A 17,930-nucleotide genomic window follows, 5' to 3' on the forward strand; every position below is an offset into this window, starting at 1 on the left:
CAGCGAGAATTAAAAGGTTTAAAAGCAAGGCATTGATTGAAGAGAATGGTTATTCCCTTGTCAAAATCAATAACGCAGCTTGTAAACCTTTTAAAATCGCCCTCTGGGAGCTATCTCGATACCCACTAACATCGTTAAATTTATTTGATTTAGAATGACTAAACCGAAACAAATTTGCCTTGTTAATGAGTATCGAATATAGCTCTGAGTTGAGAAGAAACTTAATCAAATTGGTATTAATCATTTATTTTTTTGCTTGGGTCACCGCTTCTGCTGCTGGTTTAGTTGGGTCAAAACGTCTAATTTGAACTACCATGCCCATACTTGGATGATCGAAATAATGAATTTCTCCGGTGATCACTCGACGGTCTTGTTTAAATGATGCGATTTCATATTGACTGTTATCACTATTACTTTTGTTAGTGAAATTGTTATTTGTTGTTTTGACTAATGTATGCTTTTTCTCAGCAATGTTAAATTCAGTGTTGATATAAAGATAATGATCTAAGTGCACTTTAAATAAACCATCAAGCATCCAAGGCTGAGGCGGTGGGGTGATACTCGTTGTGTTATTCACTGTGTTGTTTGTGATCAGGTTTTGATTAGGCTCATCGATAGCATAAGTTAATTCAGCAACGAGTCGCTTAACTTGCTCTGTGTTTGCAGCCGTTTCTGTATCGGTATCTGTTAGCAGGCTAAATTGTTCGAAAATATGGTTTAGTTGCTGTTGTTTTACTTGCTCTATTTTCTGCTCTTCAATGCTTAGAACAGTAGTGCCTTGCGCACTTCCTTCCTTGACGGCATCTTTGTTAACCGTTTCTGAATTAAGCTTTTGTTGAGTAATTGCTTCTTGGTAGTGCAAATCTAAATTTTCACCGGCAAAAACCTTGATAGCTTTTGCTTGTCTTCTATCTTCACCTATTTGGCGCCAACCAAAATGTAATAGTGATTGGTAATTACGTGAGCGTTTAATTCTATTAGCGATAGATTTTAACTGTAATGAATCTTCGCTAATTAAATAAGGGGTATTGCTTGCCCAAATGATTTCATCGGTTTCATCGGCTTGCCATTGCTCAAGGCCGTCGACTGTAGTTTTAAACTCTTCAATGGGGAAGCTATCAACATTAAAGCTTTCAAGTTGTTCTACAGTTAGGTTTTGAGTGATCGTTGCCGTTGGAATAATACATAAGGGCGTTTGGCTTTGACTAATATAATGACTAGGATACTGGGTATAGATTGTTAATGGCTGATTAGCTGTTTGGCTTTGCTCGTTAATATCAAGTAAAGCTTGGCTTTTCTCTTTAAAGGATGTCGAAATAATAGACACCGACATATTAGCGTTTTCAGAGTTTACTGCGCTGTGTATTGTCTCATTGGCATAGTTATTACTACTAACATTGCGGAGAGTCGAGTCATTATTAATCAGCGCTTCAGTAGAGCTCTCACTTAAGCTGTCTGGTGAGTTAACATCCGAATTTTCATCTACAGGGTTATCAAGGCTAAAAGGCGCAAGGCTTATATTATAAGGAAGTGCGGGGTGTGATTGTTCACAACTAGGAAGTAACTGCTTTAATGTCGCAATATTAGGTTGTATATAAGGCGTTAATAAATCAAAAGCATTTTTCTTTTTATCAGTTAAATTATTAGGGGTGAATTGCTCAGGTTTTTCAGATGAATTAGTGTTTACATGCTTAAAAAGAATGATTTCAATTTCAAACCAACGACCATTACCTTCCTCAGTATCATTATCTGCAGCGAACACACTTTGGCCGCTGAATAAACAAAATGAAGCCAATGTTGAAGTAACTAAACTAGCTAAAGTAGTTGATGTAAAACGACGCTTAAAAGGTAAATTGGAAGCATTGATTAAATTGTATTTCATAAAAATCCGTATTTTAAGGCAGAATTATTGCGCTTGAGCGGCCAGCGAAACGTTAATCTTCAAAAATTATGCGCTCAAGTTTAGCATTATATAGCACTACATTACTAAATCATTACATTGCTAACAGGTTATTTAATTAAGTCATTTAATATATTGGCAATTAAAGTAAAGCGTTGTTGTGTATCTTCATTGGCTTTAATAAATTTTAATTTACTTGCCCCCGCCATGCTATACATTGCAGGGCTTTTTTGAATTAAACTAATAATCAACATAGGATCTACCGTTGTACTATTACTAAATTCTATTGAACCGCCAGTCGCACTTGCTTCAATACGTGATATACCAATAGTTTGCGCTTTAAGGCGTAACTTGGCTATTTGTATTAAGTTTTTACTTGGCTGTGGTAACAAACCAAAACGGTCGATTAACTCTACTTGAATATCATCTAACTCATTTTTAGTTTTACAGCTAGCAATACGTTTATATAAGCTTAATCGTAAGCTAACATCAAAAATGTATTCTTCAGGTAATAATGCCGGGATACGTAGTTCAATTTCAGTTTGATTCGACATCACTTGGTCAAGGGATAATTGTTTACCTTCTTTAAGTGCTTCAACCGCTTGGTCGAGCATTTCCATATATAAACTAAAGCCGACTTGGCTCATAGATCCGCTTTGATCTTCACCTAATAATTCACCGGCGCCCCGAATTTCTAAATCATGGGTTGCTAGGGTAAAGCCTGCACCTAAATCTTCTAATGAAGCAATGGCGTCTAAACGCTTTTTAGCGTCTTTAGTCATACGCTTTTCATGAGGTGTTAACAGGTAAGCGTAGGCTTGATGATGTGAGCGACCAACACGACCTCGTAATTGATGTAGTTGCGCTAAACCTAAGTGATCAGCTCTGTCCATAATGATAGTGTTGGCGCTAGGTACGTCGATACCGGTTTCAATAATAGTGGTACATACAATCACGTTAAAGCGCTGATGATAAAAATCACTCATGATGCGCTCTAACTCACGTTCATTCATTTGACCATGGGCGGTAACAACGCGCGCTTCAGGGATTAATTTTTGAATGTCTGCCGCAGTTTTATCAATGGTATCAACATGATTATGTAAATAATACACCTGACCACCGCGTAAGGTTTCACGTAAAATGGCTTCTCTTATCAAGGCTTCGTCGTGTTCGCGAACAAAAGTTTTTACTGCTAATCGCTTAGCTGGCGGTGTGGCAATAATAGATAAATCGCGCATACCGCCCATGGCCATATTTAAAGTACGTGGAATTGGCGTTGCGGTGAGAGTTAAAATATCAACATTGCTGCGTAGCTGCTTAATTTTTTCTTTTTGTTTAACACCAAATCTATGCTCTTCGTCAACAACCAATAAACCAAGATCTTTATATTTAATGCTATTTTGTAGCAATTTATGAGTACCAATTAGAATATCTACGTGGCCAGATTCAACACGGGCAATCACTTCTTTTTGCTCTTTTGCGGTTTTAAAGCGTGATAATACTTCAATTGTTACCGGCCAATTGGCAAATCGGTCACGAAAGTTTTCATAATGTTGTTGGGCAAGTAAGGTAGTAGGTACCAATATAGCGACTTGTTTAGCGTCATTTACGGCAACAAAAGCGGCGCGCATCGCTACTTCTGTTTTACCAAAGCCAACATCACCACAAACGAGTCTGTCCATAGTTTTATGCGATAACATATCGCTAACTACAGCATTAATCGCTTGTTTTTGATCGAACGTTTCTTCAAAACCAAAGCTATTGCTGAAAGTTTGGTAATCTTGTTTGTCGCGTTTAAAAGTATAACCGTGATTACTAGCGCGTTTGGCATATATATCGAGTAACTCAGCAGCAACATCACGAACTTTTTCAGCGGCTTTTTGCTTCGCTTTACTCCAGGTATCAGTGCCTAGTTTGTGTAAAGGCGCATGATCACTATCGGCACCAGAGTATCGACCAATTAAATGCAGTGAACTAACAGGTACATAAAGCTTGGCTTCGTTGGCATAACTGAGCATTAAAAACTCGGTGACTATGCCGCTGTTTTCAATGGTTTGCAGGCCTAAATAACGACCAATACCATGTTCAATATGTACCACGGGTTGGCCAATAGTAAGCTCGGCTAAGTTTTTGAATAAGGCGTCTGCTTGTAAATCTTGTGCTTTGGTTCGACGTCTTGCTTGCGAAACGTGATCACCTAATAATTCAGCCTCAGTAATTAGAGCAATAGCGTTTTTCTGGCTATGTCCTTTGGCTTGAAATGAGAAACCCTGAGTTAATCGGTTAACCGTGATACCAATGCTTTCATCGCTACTGATAAAGTCATCAATATTATCAAATTGCGCGGGCTTAATACTATCGCGTTCAAGCAATTCAAGTACGCTTTCTCGACGACCTTGGCTTTGAGCGATAAATAACACTTTACTCGGTGTTAGTTTACTGGCTATAAACTTATTAATAAGCTCAAACGGATGTTTTAATTTATGATTGATTGTTAAATCAGGCAGGGCGCTTACATCAAAATATATTTCACTGCTTTTGGTTTTAGCTCGTGTTTCGTCAATTTCACTAACTGTCTCGATAACTACTTCATTTACGTCTTTGCCAACGTCTTCGTTAATTTCCGTACTAATGCTGTCATTGGTATCTATTTGTTTAGCGGCTAATAAAGTATTGTCGTTTAACGCTGCGGTTTTTATTGCAAGGCTCTGAATTGATTCTTGCTTAGCAATGGTGATGCGATCGAATGGTTTTAGTGCGCTATAAAGCTGAGATTCCGTTAAAAATAACTGCTCCGGCGGTAAAAGCGGTCTTGTTGGGTCATAACGTCTATTTTCATAACGATACTCAATATCAAGCCAGTATTGCTTAAGGGAATGTTCAATATCACCACTGATCACCACTAATGTATCATCAGTTAAATAATCACATAAGGTGTTACTAAGTTTATTTCCTTGGCCATCTACTTGTTTACTTTCGCCTTTATTATCAGCAAAGAATAATGGCAAGTAGTATTCAATTCCTGGAGGTAATATACCGTTACTGACTTTATGGTAAACAGATTCTTTATGGATATTGCCACTAAATTGCTCGCGAAATTGACTACGGAACAAGTTAATACCCGCTTCATCAATAGGAAATTCATGGGCAGGTAATAGGTTAATTGCATCAACGGTTTCTTTAGAGCGTTGGTTTTCCGGATCAAACAGTCTTATTTCATCAATTTCATCATCAAAAAAATCTAAGCGAAATGGCTTTTTACTGCCCATCGGAAAAATATCTAAAATGGCACCACGGGCGGAAAACTCGCCGTGTTCTAATACTTGATCAACATTGCGATAACCACTGTCTTGCAAGGCTTGGCGCATTTGATGTAAATCTTTTTTGTCACCCTTTTTAATAATCAGGCTATTAGCTTCAATATATTGTTTAGGTGCTAACTTTTGTACTAAGGTAGTGACAGGCACAATAATAATGCCAGTGTCCATACGCGAGAGTTGATATAAGGTTGCTAAACGTTGCGAAATAATATCTTGATGCGGTGAAAAATTGTCGTAAGGCAAGGTTTCCCAATCAGGAAATAAGCAAATAGTGGTTTTATTTTGCTTATCATGTTTGGCTAAGCTTGTTAATTCTTGCTCAACTTTTAATGCTTGCGGTGTATTATTGGTAATTAATAAAATAGGAGTGTCGGCTATTTTTGCCGCTTCATAGAGCGCTAAACTACTACTGCTGCCGTGTAAATTATGCCAACTTTTTTTATCTGGATTCTTACCACGGCGCTTGGCCAAAACTGGGGTTAACAGGCTACTTACTTTGCTCATGATTTCCTTACACTTTCCATACACTAATTAAGAGGCGCAATTTTACCGACGCAATTTATAATGTGGCTATTCTAATTAAGCTAGCTTCAGATCGCCAGTATAGATGCATTTTTGTTTGTAAATTACAGTGTTATAAAGATTTTATTTTGCTTATTTATTTTCATAACTTGTGCCCTCAAAGTGAATATCTCGTTATTGGCTTCGCTTTCCTGCCTTGTCCTACCAAGAATGGAACTATTATAGAAGAGGGATTCTATGTGATTGACAACACTAACTACACACTTTCATTAGCCCCTACACCCCCGACATTGCCCCCGAACTTAACTTTTTATAATAAATTTACGAGTTAAGTTAGGGTATAAATTAACGCGATAAATTATTAAGTTACGTGAGAGTTAGTTACTCATTAGGTTAAGCTAGGCTTAGCTTTAGCATTGACAGAAATGATATTTCCAACTAAACCTAATAATACTGTTAGGTAGTCATTAGATTGTGGCTAGATATTTTAACTATAAGTTTTAATTAAACACTTAACAGCTACTTTTGATGTATTACTTTACAAGGAATTAAAGATGTTAAATAAAGCATGTCAACCCAACACAAGTTCGCTCAAAACACACCCAGTTAAAAAACTATTATCTGTTTTTACAATAGGAGTCGTTTTATTAACAACCCCGTTATTAGCTAACAGCAAAGAGGTAAATGTTGCTGAATCTAGCCAAGAACAAGCGGTTGTTAAAGAACAAACAGTTAACCTGAATAAATCATCCCTTGAACAATTACTTACCCTAAAAGGTATTGGCTATAGCAGAGCACAGTCGATAATTGTTTATAGAGAACAGATGGGGGGCTTTAAATCGGTTGATGAATTGAGCCAGGTAAGTGGTGTTGGTGAAAAGATCATGAGTGAGAATAGAGCAAGATTAACCATTTAAGTTAAGCGTTGTTCGCGTTATTTTATTAGCATTTAATATAAAATTAAAAATCAGCTACGGCTGATTTTTTTATGCTTAAAATTATGTTTTGCTTTTCTACAAAATTTAAGTACGTGGTTTAAGCAAGAGGTAAAATATATTACTTTAGGTAGCAATAAAGCACAGAAATTAACTCAATATGTTAAAACCTAAAACCTAAAACCTAAAACCTAAAACCTAAAACCTAAACTTAAAGTTAAGTATTGATAAAAATGTTATAAAAAAGCAAAGTGCTTATTACTTTTTGATATATAGAATGCGTTTCTTATGATGGAATATATCTATATTTATGGCATTATAGCGCCATTAATTTTTCATAAGGTTTGTATTAGCAGATGAATTTAACCCATTTAAAAAAACTTGAAGCAGAATCTATCCATATTTTTCGTGAGGTAGCCGCTGAATTTGATAATCCAGTAATGTTGTATTCAGTCGGTAAAGACTCTGCAGTATTACTTCACCTTGCTCGTAAAGCATTTGCGCCGGGTAAAATACCTTTTCCTTTATTACATGTTGATACCAACTGGAAATTTAAAGAAATGATTGCCTTTCGTGATCAAATGGCGAAAGACTACGGTTTTGAATTATTAGTACATCAAAACCCAGATGGTATTGCTATGGGTATGGGTCCTTTCACTCACGGTAGTGCAACGCATACTGATGTAATGAAAACTCAAGGCTTAAAACAAGCACTTAACAAATATGGCTTTGATGCAGCTTTTGGTGGCGCACGTCGCGATGAAGAAAAATCTCGTGCAAAAGAACGTGTTTATTCGTTCCGTGATGACAAACATCGCTGGGATCCAAAAAGCCAACGTCCAGAATTATGGAATATCTACAACGGCAAAGTTAAAAAAGGTGAAAGTATTCGTGTTTTCCCATTATCTAACTGGACTGAGCTTGATATTTGGCAGTACATTTATTTAGAAAGTATTCCAATTGTTCCACTTTATTTAGCAGAAAAACGTCCTGTTGTTGAGCGTGACGGTACATTAATTATGGTTGATGATGACCGTATGCCAATTGAAAAAGATGAAGAAATACAAATGAAGAGTGTTCGCTTTAGAACGCTAGGTTGTTACCCATTAACAGGTGCGGTTGAGTCAACAGCAACTACGTTACCTGAAATAATTCAAGAAATGTTATTAACAAAAACTTCTGAGCGCCAAGGCCGTGTAATTGATCATGATAGCGCTGGCTCTATGGAAAAGAAAAAAATGGAAGGTTACTTCTAAATCTAAAGATTAAACTTTAGATAGAGCCTCTATTTTCAACATAACATTTTATTTGATTAAAAATTTCCGAAGGAAAACATTATGAGTAACCAGCAAGAATTAATTGCAGACGATATTCAAGCTTATTTAAAACAGCATGAAAACAAAGAATTAGTACGTTTTTTAACGTGTGGTAGTGTAGATGATGGTAAAAGTACCTTAATTGGTCGTTTATTACATGACTCTAAAATGATCTTTGAAGATCAATTAGCAGCAATTGAAAAAGATTCAAAAAAATCAGGTACAACCGGTGAAGCTATCGATTTAGCCTTATTAGTTGATGGTTTACAATCAGAGCGAGAGCAAGGCATCACCATTGATGTTGCTTACCGTTATTTTGCTACTGACAAACGTAAGTTTATTATTGCAGATACTCCTGGCCATGAACAATATACACGTAACATGGCAACAGGTGCTTCTACTTGTGATATCGCAATCATCTTAATTGATGCGCGTTACGGCGTACAAACACAAACCCGTCGTCATTCATTTATTTGTTCTTTATTAGGCATTAAACACATTGTTGTTGCTGTGAACAAAATGGATTTGGTTGATTACTCACAAGAAAAATATCAAGCAATCAAAAAAGATTACCGTGAATTTGCAGAATCTCTTAACTTTGAAGATGTACGTTTTGTACCTATGTCGGCGCTTAATGGCGACAACGTAGTAGAAGAAAGTGCAAACATGGATTGGTATCCGGGTGCTACATTAATGAAGTTGTTAAATACCATTGATGTAAAAGAGAAAAACGAATTTAGTGAGTTACGTTTTCAAGTGCAATATGTTAACCGTCCTAACCTAGATTTCCGTGGTTTTGCTGGTACTATTTCTTCAGGTCATGTGCTTGTAGGCGACACTATCGTAGCCTTACCTTCTGGTAAAGAAAGTGTAGTAAAAGAAATTGTTACCTTTGATGGCAACATTGACCGTGCTGATAAAGGCATGGCAGTAACATTAACTTTAGAAGACGAAATTGATATTAGCCGCGGCGAAATCATTGTTAAAAAAGGTAGTTTACCAACCTCAGCTAAAGAGCTAAATGCAACTGTAGTATGGATGCATGAAAATGAGCTAGAAGCAGGGCGCGAGTACTTTATTAAACACGGCAGCAAAATGACCACAGGTCATGCTAGTAAAATAGTCAATAAGTATGATGTAAACACTATGGAAGCCTCTGCCTCAGCACAACTTGCTGTAAATGAAATTGGTAGTGTTGATTTTGTAATGGGTGAAACATTACATTTTGATGATTATCAAGTTAACCGTGGTAGTGGTGCTTTTATTATCATCGATAGATTAAGTAATCTAACGGTTGGTGCTGGTATGATTAATCATGCTATTGCTGAAGATGCAACAGAATACTCAGCGTTTGAATTAGAACTAAACGCACTAGTTCGCAAGCAATTCCCACATTGGGGTGCTCGCGACATAACTAAATAGGTTTTAGCTTACTTAGTCGCTTTAGTTCAGTAAACGGTATGCACTTTTAAGTCGGACACAGATTAGTTTGACAAAACTAGTTCGACAAAATAAGTGTGACAAAATCGCCATAAGCTCTGTTAAGAGTTTGTGGCGTCTTTTTATAAGCACAAGACCAATTTTAAACATAAACATAAGTAGATCATAAATGGTAATAGAGCAGTGGTTGATGGTGGCGGTTTTTATCACTACATTTATCAGCTTAGTTAAATACAGCAAAGTCCCAGAGCGCGTTTTTTCTGTGACGGTTTTGGTGTGTTTAGCGCTGTCGTTTGTTAGCGTAAATGATATCTTAACCAATGCAGTTAATCCCGGATTAGTTACTCTTGTTTTATTAGTGTTATGTTCTTTTGCTTTTGAGCGAACTAGTATTTTAAGGCGCTTGTCTGCAGGGGTTTTTCACGGCTCAAAAGTTAAATCAAGTTTACGTTTATTGCTCGGCACTGCTTTTGCCTCGGCTATTATGAGCAATACTGCAGTTGTGGCAACGCTGATTAACACAGTGAAAAAAAACCAACTAATCAATGCTGGTAAACTACTATTACCGCTGTCATTCGCCGCTATATTGGGTGGTACACTGACTTTAGTAGGTACATCAACCAACCTTATTGTGAACAGCTTATTGATTAAACAAGGCCATGAAGGCTTTGGTTTCTTTGATTTTTCTTTGATAGGTTTAGCGGCGTTCGCTTTATGTCTTATCGTTATTTTATTGCGTAGTCGAACATTACCCGATATTAGTCGAGATGATTTAATTACCGAAAACTATTTACTTGAAGCTGAAGTCTCGCTTTCATCTACCTTAATTGGTAAGTCTATTGAAGAAAATGGCTTAAGAAATTTAGATTCATTATTCTTAGTAGAGATTGTGCGCCAAGGGCGATTAATCTCGGCTATTTGTCCTGAAGATGAAATTCAAGCTAACGATAAACTCATTTTCAGTGGTGATATTTCCAAAGTACTTACCTTACAACAATTTGACGGTTTAAGTTTATATGCCGAGCAAGATGATTTGTTGCGCGATAACTTAACTGAAGTACTGCTTAAAAGTGATTCTGCTATTGTTGGCAAAAGCTTAAAACAGGCTGGCTTTCGGGCGCGTTTTGATGCTGCTGTTGTTGCCGTTCGCCGTGAGGGGAGCGCCTTATCAGGTAAGTTAGGTGATATTGTTTTGCAGTCAGGCGACTTTTTAGTCTTGGCTGTTGGTAAAGATTTTCCAACACGTACTAACTTATCGAAAAACTTTTATATTCTATCAGGTCGTCAAGCAGACAACATGCTTAGTGGCTGGCGCGACTACGCTACTGTTTGGGGATTTGTTGCCAGTATTTTCGTTTCTGTATTTACCACACTGCCTTTATTGAGTTGTTTATTTATTTATATCGCCTTTTTAATTTTCAGTGGTGCGCTTACCGTCAACGAAATAAAAAGACGCTTTCCGCTTGAGATTTGGATGATAGTGCTAGGCGCATTAACCTTAGCCTCAGCCATAGAAAACACTGGTATTGCCAGTATGTTCGCGCAAAATATTGAAGGCTTTTTACATGGTCAAAGTATCTACATTGCATTTGTACTCATTTTTGTTTTAACCTTAATATTGACCGAATTAATTACTAACAGCGCAGCTGCTGCTTTAGCTTTTCCTATCGCTTACAATATAGCTCTTGCTTTGGATGTTGATCCTATTCCGTTTGTTATGGCGGTTGCCTTTGCAGCTAGCGGTAGTTTTATTAGCCCCTATGGTTATCAAACCAATGTTATGGTGTATAACGCGGGTAATTATCAGTTAAGCGACTTTGTAAAATTTGGTTTACCTATTTCAATCATTTATAGTATTACCGCGATCATCATGATCCCGTTAGTTTTTCCTTTTTAACCTATGACAGTTATCGCCATTATATATGAGCGAGTACTCAATATGAGAACACTATGAAAACAGAAAATACCGTTTGGCATAATCAACAAATTAGCAAAGCACAACGTGCCGATTTAAAACAACAAAAACCAGCATTACTTTGGTATACCGGTTTAAGTGGCTCAGGTAAATCTACCGTGGCTAATGCCGTTGATGCTTTATTGTTTAAGCTAGGTTGTCATAGTTATTTACTTGACGGCGATAATGTACGTCATGGTTTAAATGGTGATTTAGGTTTTAGTGATGAAGCGCGCGTAGAAAATATTCGTCGTATTTCTGAAGTGGCAAAATTATTTCTTGATGCAGGTTTAGTTGTTTCAACAGCTTTTATCTCGCCTTTTGCTAGCGACAGAGCACAAGCCAAAGCTAAACTTGAAGAAGGTGAATTTATTGAGGTTTACATTGATACGCCAATTAGTGTGTGTGAAGCACGTGACCCTAAGGGCTTATACAAAAAAGCTCGTGCGGGCGAAATTAAAGATTTTACTGGTATAGACTCAACGTACGATGTACCAGTAAATCCAGAGATACATGTTAAAACTGATACTAAATCTGTTGAAGAATGTGCAGAGCAAATTGTTGGTTACTTAATGGCTAAAGGTTTTATTACACAAGCTTCTTTACAGTCAGCGTAAACAAGTGCCTAGTCTGTCTTTATATTTTATAAATAATTAATAATAAGTTTAAGGAAAGGGAAACTCCATGCATTACGATGTATTTAATGGCGATGCCGACGGTATTATAGCACTGTTACAATTGCGCTTAGCACAACCAAAAGAATCAGTTTTAGTGACGGGTGTTAAACGTGACATTAGCCTACTTAAACAAGTTGATATTGCGCAAGCAAGTGCTGTTACTGTATTAGATATTTCCCTCGAAAAAAATGTTGAAGCGCTTCAAAAATTACTTGATAACGATGTTGATGTTTTATATGTAGATCATCACAGAGCGGGAGATATACCTAAGTCTACTCACCTTAAAACCTTAATCAATACCGATGCCAACACTTGTACTAGTTTGTTAATAAACGACTACTTACAAGGTCAATATGTTAATTGGGCAATTGCCGCGGCTTTTGGCGATAACATGCAAGCCTCAGCAAAAACATTAGCAACCAAGCAAGGTTTAACCGCAACAGAGCAAGCACAATTAAATGAATTAGGTGTTTATATTAATTACAACGGTTATGGCGCGAGTGTTGATGATTTACACTTTGACCCTGCAGATTTATACCAAGCTCTATTAAAATATCCAGATCCATTTACGCTTATCAATGAAGAAAACTCAATATTTTGGCAGCTCAAAACCGCATACTTGGCTGATATGGCAAAAGCGCAACAATCACAAGTATTAAGTGATAATGATATCGTTAAAACGATAGTGCTTGAAGATGCTGCTTGGTCTCGTAGAGTAAGTGGTGTTTATGGCAATGAACTAGCGAATCAATCCCCTGATAAAGCTCATATTGTCTTGACGCTTAATAAAGCTAAATCTACAGAGATAATTGCTAAAACTAATAGTGCTGAAGGTAATATTGAAAGTAGTGATAAAATAGCGCAAAGCTATACTTTAAGCTTGCGCGCGCCACTTAATAATAAACAAGGTGCGGGTGATATTTGTGCATCATTCCCAACGGGGGGCGGAAGAGCTGCAGCTGCGGGAGTAAATGAATTACCTGAAATTAACGTACCTGATTTTATCAAAGCGGTTGAAAGCTACTACCAACCCTAAGCGTTTAACGATAAACTAATTATAAGTGTTAAGAATTATTAAAATTTGAACGAATCAATTTAAAGGTAATGGAATTATGAGTTTATTAATCACGGGTGGTACAGGCTATATTGGTAGTCATACGGTTGTTGAACTACTACAAAGTGCAGAGCAAGAAGGTGTATCTCAGGACTTATCTAAAGAGATAATTATTGTCGATAACCTGTCTAACTCTTCAACAAAAGTACTTGATCGTATTGAACAAATCACCGGTAAAACCGTTACTTTTATTGAAGCTGATATCTGTGACGCACAAGCATTAGATAAAGTCTTTACTACACATAATATAGAGGCCGTCATTCATTTTGCAGGCTTAAAAGCCGTTGGTGAGTCAGCTGAAATACCACTGTCTTATTATCACAATAATGTTTCTGGCACAGTAACTCTATTAGAGATTATGGCTAAACATAGTGTTAAAAACATAGTGTTTAGTTCATCAGCTACTGTTTATGGTAATAATGTTTCGCCGTTAAATGAAACCATGACAACTTCTGCTACCAACCCTTATGGTCAAACCAAATTAATGGTTGAACATATTTTGTTTGATTTAGCGAAAAGTGATCCACAGTGGTCTATTGCGTGTTTACGTTATTTTAATCCAATTGGCGCACATCAATCAGGTTTGATTGGTGAAAACCCTAATGGCATCCCAAATAACTTATTACCTTATGTTGCCCAAGTGGCGGTAGGGCGTTTAGCGCAATTACAAGTGTTTGGTGATGATTACGACACGGTAGATGGCACTGGCGTACGTGATTACATTCACGTAGTAGATTTAGCGCAAGGTCATGTAAAAGCCCTTGAGAGCTTGGGTCATGCTAAAGGTACGGTTAAAGGTTGCCAAGCGATCAACTTAGGTACAGGTAATGGCACTTCTGTTTTAGAAATAGTTAATACCTTTAAAGACATTAGTAAGGTTGATATTCCTTATAAGATAGTACCGAGACGTGCAGGAGATTTAGCAACTGTTTATGCTGATGCGGCACTTGCGGGTAGTTTGTTAAATTGGCAAGCAAAATTAGATTTAACAGCGATGATAGAAGATACATGGCGATGGCAATCAGAAAATCCTAATGGCTTTTAATTTGTTGTAAATTAAAGTCTAGTAATCTTGTATAGAGAAGTATTTACTTTTAACAGTAAATACTTCTCTATAGCATTGTTTATTTTGAACAATCATTACTCCATCTCTGTAATAGTTATGTGTAATAGTTATGACTTTTTAGCGTTAAGATAAATAATATAACCACAACTAAATACTAAACCTCCTATAGCCCCCCACAAATGGGCATCAATAGCGACATTTGCGTCAATCAAATTTGCTACCTGCTCGCTAGCTCCATAATACTGTTCATGAGCTATTTTTAACCAAACACCGATAAATAATAAATATCCTGTTTTATCTTTATGGCGAATGTCCATGATAGCGCCAAATACAAAAATTCCATGGATAACTCCAGATAAACCAACATACTGACTGATATCAGGTGAAAAAAGATATAAACCTAAGCTGCAAACTAACGCTGAACTGATAAACATTAAACTGTAATTTTTAATATTATAAAAATGTCCGTGTAGTGCCCATAATAAAAGTAGCGCAGATAAATTTAATAAAAGATGTACAGCATTAGTGTGAAATAAGTGTCCGGTAAATACTCGCCATAATTCACCTTGGCTAATCGCATTATGCTGATAAACAAATAAGTTAGCTATTTGATCATCAAATACAAAAGCTAAAATGGCGAGTATTGAAATAATGCTTACAATAAGAGTGTGCTGCTTTTGTATAGGTAAATTTTTGGCTGTAAATGTCATTAGGTAATAGTCGTATCCGAACTGGAGAGTTAATGATTTATAAAACAATGCTAAAGTATACAACGATTGTTGCACTGGGTATTAGATAATAATCATACCCAATTAAACATACTCAGCTTACTAGGTATGATTAATGAATACTAAAATAACACTTACTAATAAGAACTGATGAGTTAAATAATAAAGAAATTTGTTAAACTTATCGCAAGCTTGAAATTACACTAAGAGATTTACTTTATCTATGTCCCGAATACTTTGTGACACTTGCCAAAGACCTGAAAAATCGTGTATTTGCCAATTTACGACACCCGTAGTGAATGTTACGCATGTGGTAGTTTTGCAACACCCTAGTGAAGTCACACAAGTTAAAGGAACTATTGCGCTATTGGCTAAATCTTTAAATTCTTGCCAAATTATTGTAGGAGAAAATTTTTCAGATAATCTTGAATTACAACAAGTTATTAAACAGTATGATAGCTTGCTGTTATACCCAAGTGAGCAGGCAAAAATAATAGAGAGCTCTTTAATTAGAAGGTTGCAAAAGCAAAACTCTATCGCGAGTACACAATGTAAACCAAAATGTTTAATTATACTTGATGGTACGTGGAAAAAGGCGTATCGAATGTTTATGTTATCGCACAATGTCCAACAGTTGCCGCAGGTATGTTTACCTGAAAACCTTGCAAACGCAGGGCAATATCATATTCGTAAAGTTGCTAAAAAGAATGCGTTATCTAGCTTAGAAGCTGCTTGTTATGCACTAGCGTTGATGGAATCAGGTGCTGATGATATTGGCCCTAATCAAGCAGGAAAATATCAACCATTACTCGATAAATTTGCTGAATTTAATCAATTTCAATTATCTTTTAGACCAGAGCGCGTTGTTACGTAAAATACTGTTTTTCATGGCTATACGCTGAAAATATATTGAAAGCAAGAATCAAATACCAAGGAAAAAAAATGTTTCATCAATTATTCTTACTCCGGGTTTGCGTTAAATCTATAGCGGTTAAATTCATAACAGTAAAACCTATAATCTTAGCGCTGCTTATCTCTACGTTTTTTTTAAGTCACAATGCGTATGCCGAGATTTTACCCTCAATAAATGATGTGCCGCTTTTAAAACGAGAAGATCGTGAGCCCGAAGCCGCTACCGGATTTACTGAAAAAAAAGCCGTTTATGCGAAAGAATACATGATTGTTGCTGCTAATCCTTACGCAAGTAAAGCAGGGTTACTAATGATGGAGAAAGGTGGTAGCGCGATTGATGCAGCAATTGCGGCACAATTAGTATTAAGCTTGGTTGAACCGCAATCATCAGGGCTTGGTGGCGGCACATTTATACTGCATTGGGATAATAAAACCAAGAAAATGATTACCATTGATGGCCGAGAAACAGCGCCTAAAATGGCAACAAGTGAATTATTTTTAGATAAAGAAGGTAAGCCTCTAAACTGGGTTGATGCTGTTGTTGGTGGTAAATCAGTGGGTGTACCAGGCTTGCTTGCCGCACTACAAAAAGCACATGATAGTTTTGGTGTATTACCATGGAAAGAGCTATTCACACCGGCTATTGAGCTGGCTGAAAATGGTTTTATTGTCTCACCACGTTTAGTAAAGTTACTTGGAAGTAATTACAATCCTGGCCTTTATAGCATGCCAGAAATAAAAGCATATTTTTCACCAAATGGCGAAAGGGTTAAAGCTGGAGATTTATTAAAAAACCCTAAATTAGCAAAAGTATTACGCAGTGTAGCTAAAGAAGGAGCTGAAGTTTTTTACCAAGGCTGGATCGCTAAAAAAATTGTCGATAAGGTTCAACAATCGATTATTTCGCCTGGTTTATTAAGTATTGAAGATATGAATAATTATCGTGCTATTGAACGTCCACCTGTTTGTGCACCTTATCATCAATATAAAGTATGTGGCATGCCACCGCCAAGCTCTGGCGGGATCACCGTTATTCAAATACTTGCACAATTACAAGCGTTTCAATTATCACAATATTTACCTAACTCACTACAAGCTGCACATCTATTAACGCAAAGTGCACGTTTAGCTTTTGCCGATAGAAACAAATATATTGCCGATAGTGACTTTGTTAGCGTGCCTGTTGATGGCTTACTTAATAGCGAATACATGACAAAACGTGGTGCGTTAATTGATGAAAAAAAGGATATGGAGCAAGCCTCTGCGGGAGAGCCTGAACAAGGCGAAGATTTAGGTGATGACAATGCCATTGAAAAACCTTCTACCACGCATTTAGTGGTTGTTGATAAACAAGGTAATGCAGTATCAATGACCAGTAGTATTGAAAACGGCTTTGGCTCGGCGTTAATGGTAGAAGGCTTTATTTTAAATAACCAATTAACTGACTTTTCATTATCGCCAAAAACTAATGGTAAGTGGGTAGCAAACCGGGTTGAACCGTTGAAAAGACCACGCAGCTCAATGGCACCAATGATGATCTTTAATAAAGATAATTCTTTACGTCTACTTCTTGGTGCTCCTGGCGGAAGCCGTATTATTAATTATGTAGCACAAGTTATTGCTGGCGTGCTTGATTGGCAACTTAATGTACAACAAGCTGTTAGTTTACCGCATGTAACTAATAGAAATGATGTAACAGCCTTAGAACAAGGCACTGATATTGTGCAGCTGAAGCCTGAGCTTGAAGCAATAGGGCATCAAGTAGTTATTCAAGAGCTTAATAGCGGTGTTCATGTGATTGAATTAACGCCAAAAGGGCTTGTTGGCGGCGCAGATCCAAGACGTGAAGGGCTGGCATTAGGTCATTAATAATTAGAATAACGCATTGTTAACAGGCTATTTACTGGGCTTGTACATTCTCTTTGATTTTAATTCAATATGTTACTGCTAGGCACAATCATTGCTAGTAAGAAGATGTTAGCTGTTTAAGATTAAATAGTGTGCTGTTTGAGTTTATTGAATTACTAGCCATAATTGATAGGAATT

The 17,930-nt window shown here is 36.8% G+C and carries 12 protein-coding genes; 9 read left to right on the plus strand and 3 right to left on the minus strand.

Going from position 1 to position 17,930, the window contains the following annotated elements:
• Positions 1-244: 244 nt before the first annotated feature.
• Positions 245-1,882 carry a CsiV family protein gene (locus tag CWS31_RS13390; RefSeq protein WP_101343914.1) on the minus strand — a complete coding sequence of 546 codons (1,638 nt, stop codon included), beginning with the start codon at positions 1,880-1,882 and terminating at the stop codon, positions 245-247.
• A 128-nt stretch (positions 1,883-2,010) separates the two neighbouring features.
• Positions 2,011-5,724 (minus strand): transcription-repair coupling factor, encoded by a 3,714-nt coding sequence (mfd, locus tag CWS31_RS13395; protein WP_101343915.1) that lies wholly within the window; start codon positions 5,722-5,724, stop codon positions 2,011-2,013.
• 572 nt (positions 5,725-6,296) lie between these two features.
• Here mfd and CWS31_RS13400 point away from each other — a divergent pair.
• The 7 genes from CWS31_RS13400 to galE all read left to right on the plus strand — a co-directional run bounded on the left by CWS31_RS13400 (position 6,297) and on the right by galE (position 14,223).
• Positions 6,297-6,659, plus strand: coding sequence for a ComEA family DNA-binding protein (locus tag CWS31_RS13400; RefSeq protein ID WP_101343916.1), 363 nt, complete (start codon positions 6,297-6,299; stop codon positions 6,657-6,659).
• A 374-nt stretch (positions 6,660-7,033) separates the two neighbouring features.
• A complete protein-coding gene (cysD, locus tag CWS31_RS13405) occupies positions 7,034-7,933 on the plus strand; it encodes a sulfate adenylyltransferase subunit CysD (RefSeq protein WP_101343917.1) in 900 nt (299 codons plus the stop codon).
• A gap of 81 nt (positions 7,934-8,014) precedes the next feature.
• Complete coding sequence (gene cysN, locus CWS31_RS13410; RefSeq protein WP_101343918.1) at positions 8,015-9,415, plus strand: sulfate adenylyltransferase subunit CysN; 1,401 nt, start codon at positions 8,015-8,017, stop codon at positions 9,413-9,415.
• Positions 9,416-9,602: 187 nt separating this feature from the next.
• Positions 9,603-11,330 (plus strand): SLC13 family permease, encoded by a 1,728-nt coding sequence (locus CWS31_RS13415; protein ID WP_101343919.1) that lies wholly within the window; start codon positions 9,603-9,605, stop codon positions 11,328-11,330.
• Positions 11,331-11,383: 53 nt separating this feature from the next.
• Positions 11,384-12,004, plus strand: coding sequence for an adenylyl-sulfate kinase (gene cysC / locus CWS31_RS13420; RefSeq protein ID WP_101343920.1), 621 nt, complete (start codon positions 11,384-11,386; stop codon positions 12,002-12,004).
• 67 nt (positions 12,005-12,071) lie between these two features.
• Positions 12,072-13,100 carry an acetyltransferase gene (locus CWS31_RS13425; protein WP_101343921.1) on the plus strand — a complete coding sequence of 343 codons (1,029 nt, stop codon included), beginning with the start codon at positions 12,072-12,074 and terminating at the stop codon, positions 13,098-13,100.
• A 76-nt stretch (positions 13,101-13,176) separates the two neighbouring features.
• On the plus strand, positions 13,177-14,223 hold the full coding sequence (gene galE / locus CWS31_RS13430) for a UDP-glucose 4-epimerase GalE (protein ID WP_101343922.1): 1,047 nt from the start codon (positions 13,177-13,179) through the stop codon (positions 14,221-14,223).
• Positions 14,224-14,351: 128 nt separating this feature from the next.
• On the opposite strand, the gene rrtA is transcribed toward galE, so the two are convergent.
• Positions 14,352-14,954: a rhombosortase gene (gene rrtA / locus CWS31_RS13435; protein ID WP_101343923.1), complete on the minus strand. Its 603-nt coding sequence runs from the start codon at positions 14,952-14,954 to the stop codon at positions 14,352-14,354.
• A 241-nt stretch (positions 14,955-15,195) separates the two neighbouring features.
• Here rrtA and CWS31_RS13440 point away from each other — a divergent pair, with 241 nt between their 5' ends.
• Positions 15,196-15,846, plus strand: a complete 651-nt coding sequence (locus tag CWS31_RS13440) for a tRNA-uridine aminocarboxypropyltransferase (protein ID WP_101343924.1) — start codon at positions 15,196-15,198, stop codon at positions 15,844-15,846.
• 68 nt (positions 15,847-15,914) lie between these two features.
• A complete protein-coding gene (gene ggt / locus CWS31_RS13445) occupies positions 15,915-17,753 on the plus strand; it encodes a gamma-glutamyltransferase (protein WP_101343925.1) in 1,839 nt (612 codons plus the stop codon).
• Positions 17,754-17,930: the final 177 nt, after the last annotated feature.

The sequence above is a fragment of the Colwellia echini genome, assembly GCF_002843355.2.
Lineage (GTDB): Bacteria > Pseudomonadota > Gammaproteobacteria > Enterobacterales > Alteromonadaceae > Colwellia > Colwellia echini.

What these genes read in the sequence shown, in the direction of transcription:
- ggt (WP_101343925.1), top strand. Translation starts at nt 15,915, where the DNA reads ATGTTTCATCAATTATTCTTACTCCGGGTTTGCGTTAAATCTATAGCG.
- galE (WP_101343922.1), top strand. Translation starts at nt 13,177, where the DNA reads ATGAGTTTATTAATCACGGGTGGTACAGGCTATATTGGTAGTCATACG.
- mfd (WP_101343915.1), bottom strand. Translation starts at nt 5,724, where the DNA reads ATGAGCAAAGTAAGTAGCCTGTTAACCCCAGTTTTGGCCAAGCGCCGT.
- CWS31_RS13415 (WP_101343919.1), top strand. Translation starts at nt 9,603, where the DNA reads ATGGTAATAGAGCAGTGGTTGATGGTGGCGGTTTTTATCACTACATTT.
- CWS31_RS13440 (WP_101343924.1), top strand. Translation starts at nt 15,196, where the DNA reads ATGTCCCGAATACTTTGTGACACTTGCCAAAGACCTGAAAAATCGTGT.
- CWS31_RS13390 (WP_101343914.1), bottom strand. Translation starts at nt 1,882, where the DNA reads ATGAAATACAATTTAATCAATGCTTCCAATTTACCTTTTAAGCGTCGT.
- cysD (WP_101343917.1), top strand. Translation starts at nt 7,034, where the DNA reads ATGAATTTAACCCATTTAAAAAAACTTGAAGCAGAATCTATCCATATT.
- cysC (WP_101343920.1), top strand. Translation starts at nt 11,384, where the DNA reads ATGAAAACAGAAAATACCGTTTGGCATAATCAACAAATTAGCAAAGCA.
- cysN (WP_101343918.1), top strand. Translation starts at nt 8,015, where the DNA reads ATGAGTAACCAGCAAGAATTAATTGCAGACGATATTCAAGCTTATTTA.
- CWS31_RS13425 (WP_101343921.1), top strand. Translation starts at nt 12,072, where the DNA reads ATGCATTACGATGTATTTAATGGCGATGCCGACGGTATTATAGCACTG.
- CWS31_RS13400 (WP_101343916.1), top strand. Translation starts at nt 6,297, where the DNA reads ATGTTAAATAAAGCATGTCAACCCAACACAAGTTCGCTCAAAACACAC.
- rrtA (WP_101343923.1), bottom strand. Translation starts at nt 14,954, where the DNA reads ATGACATTTACAGCCAAAAATTTACCTATACAAAAGCAGCACACTCTT.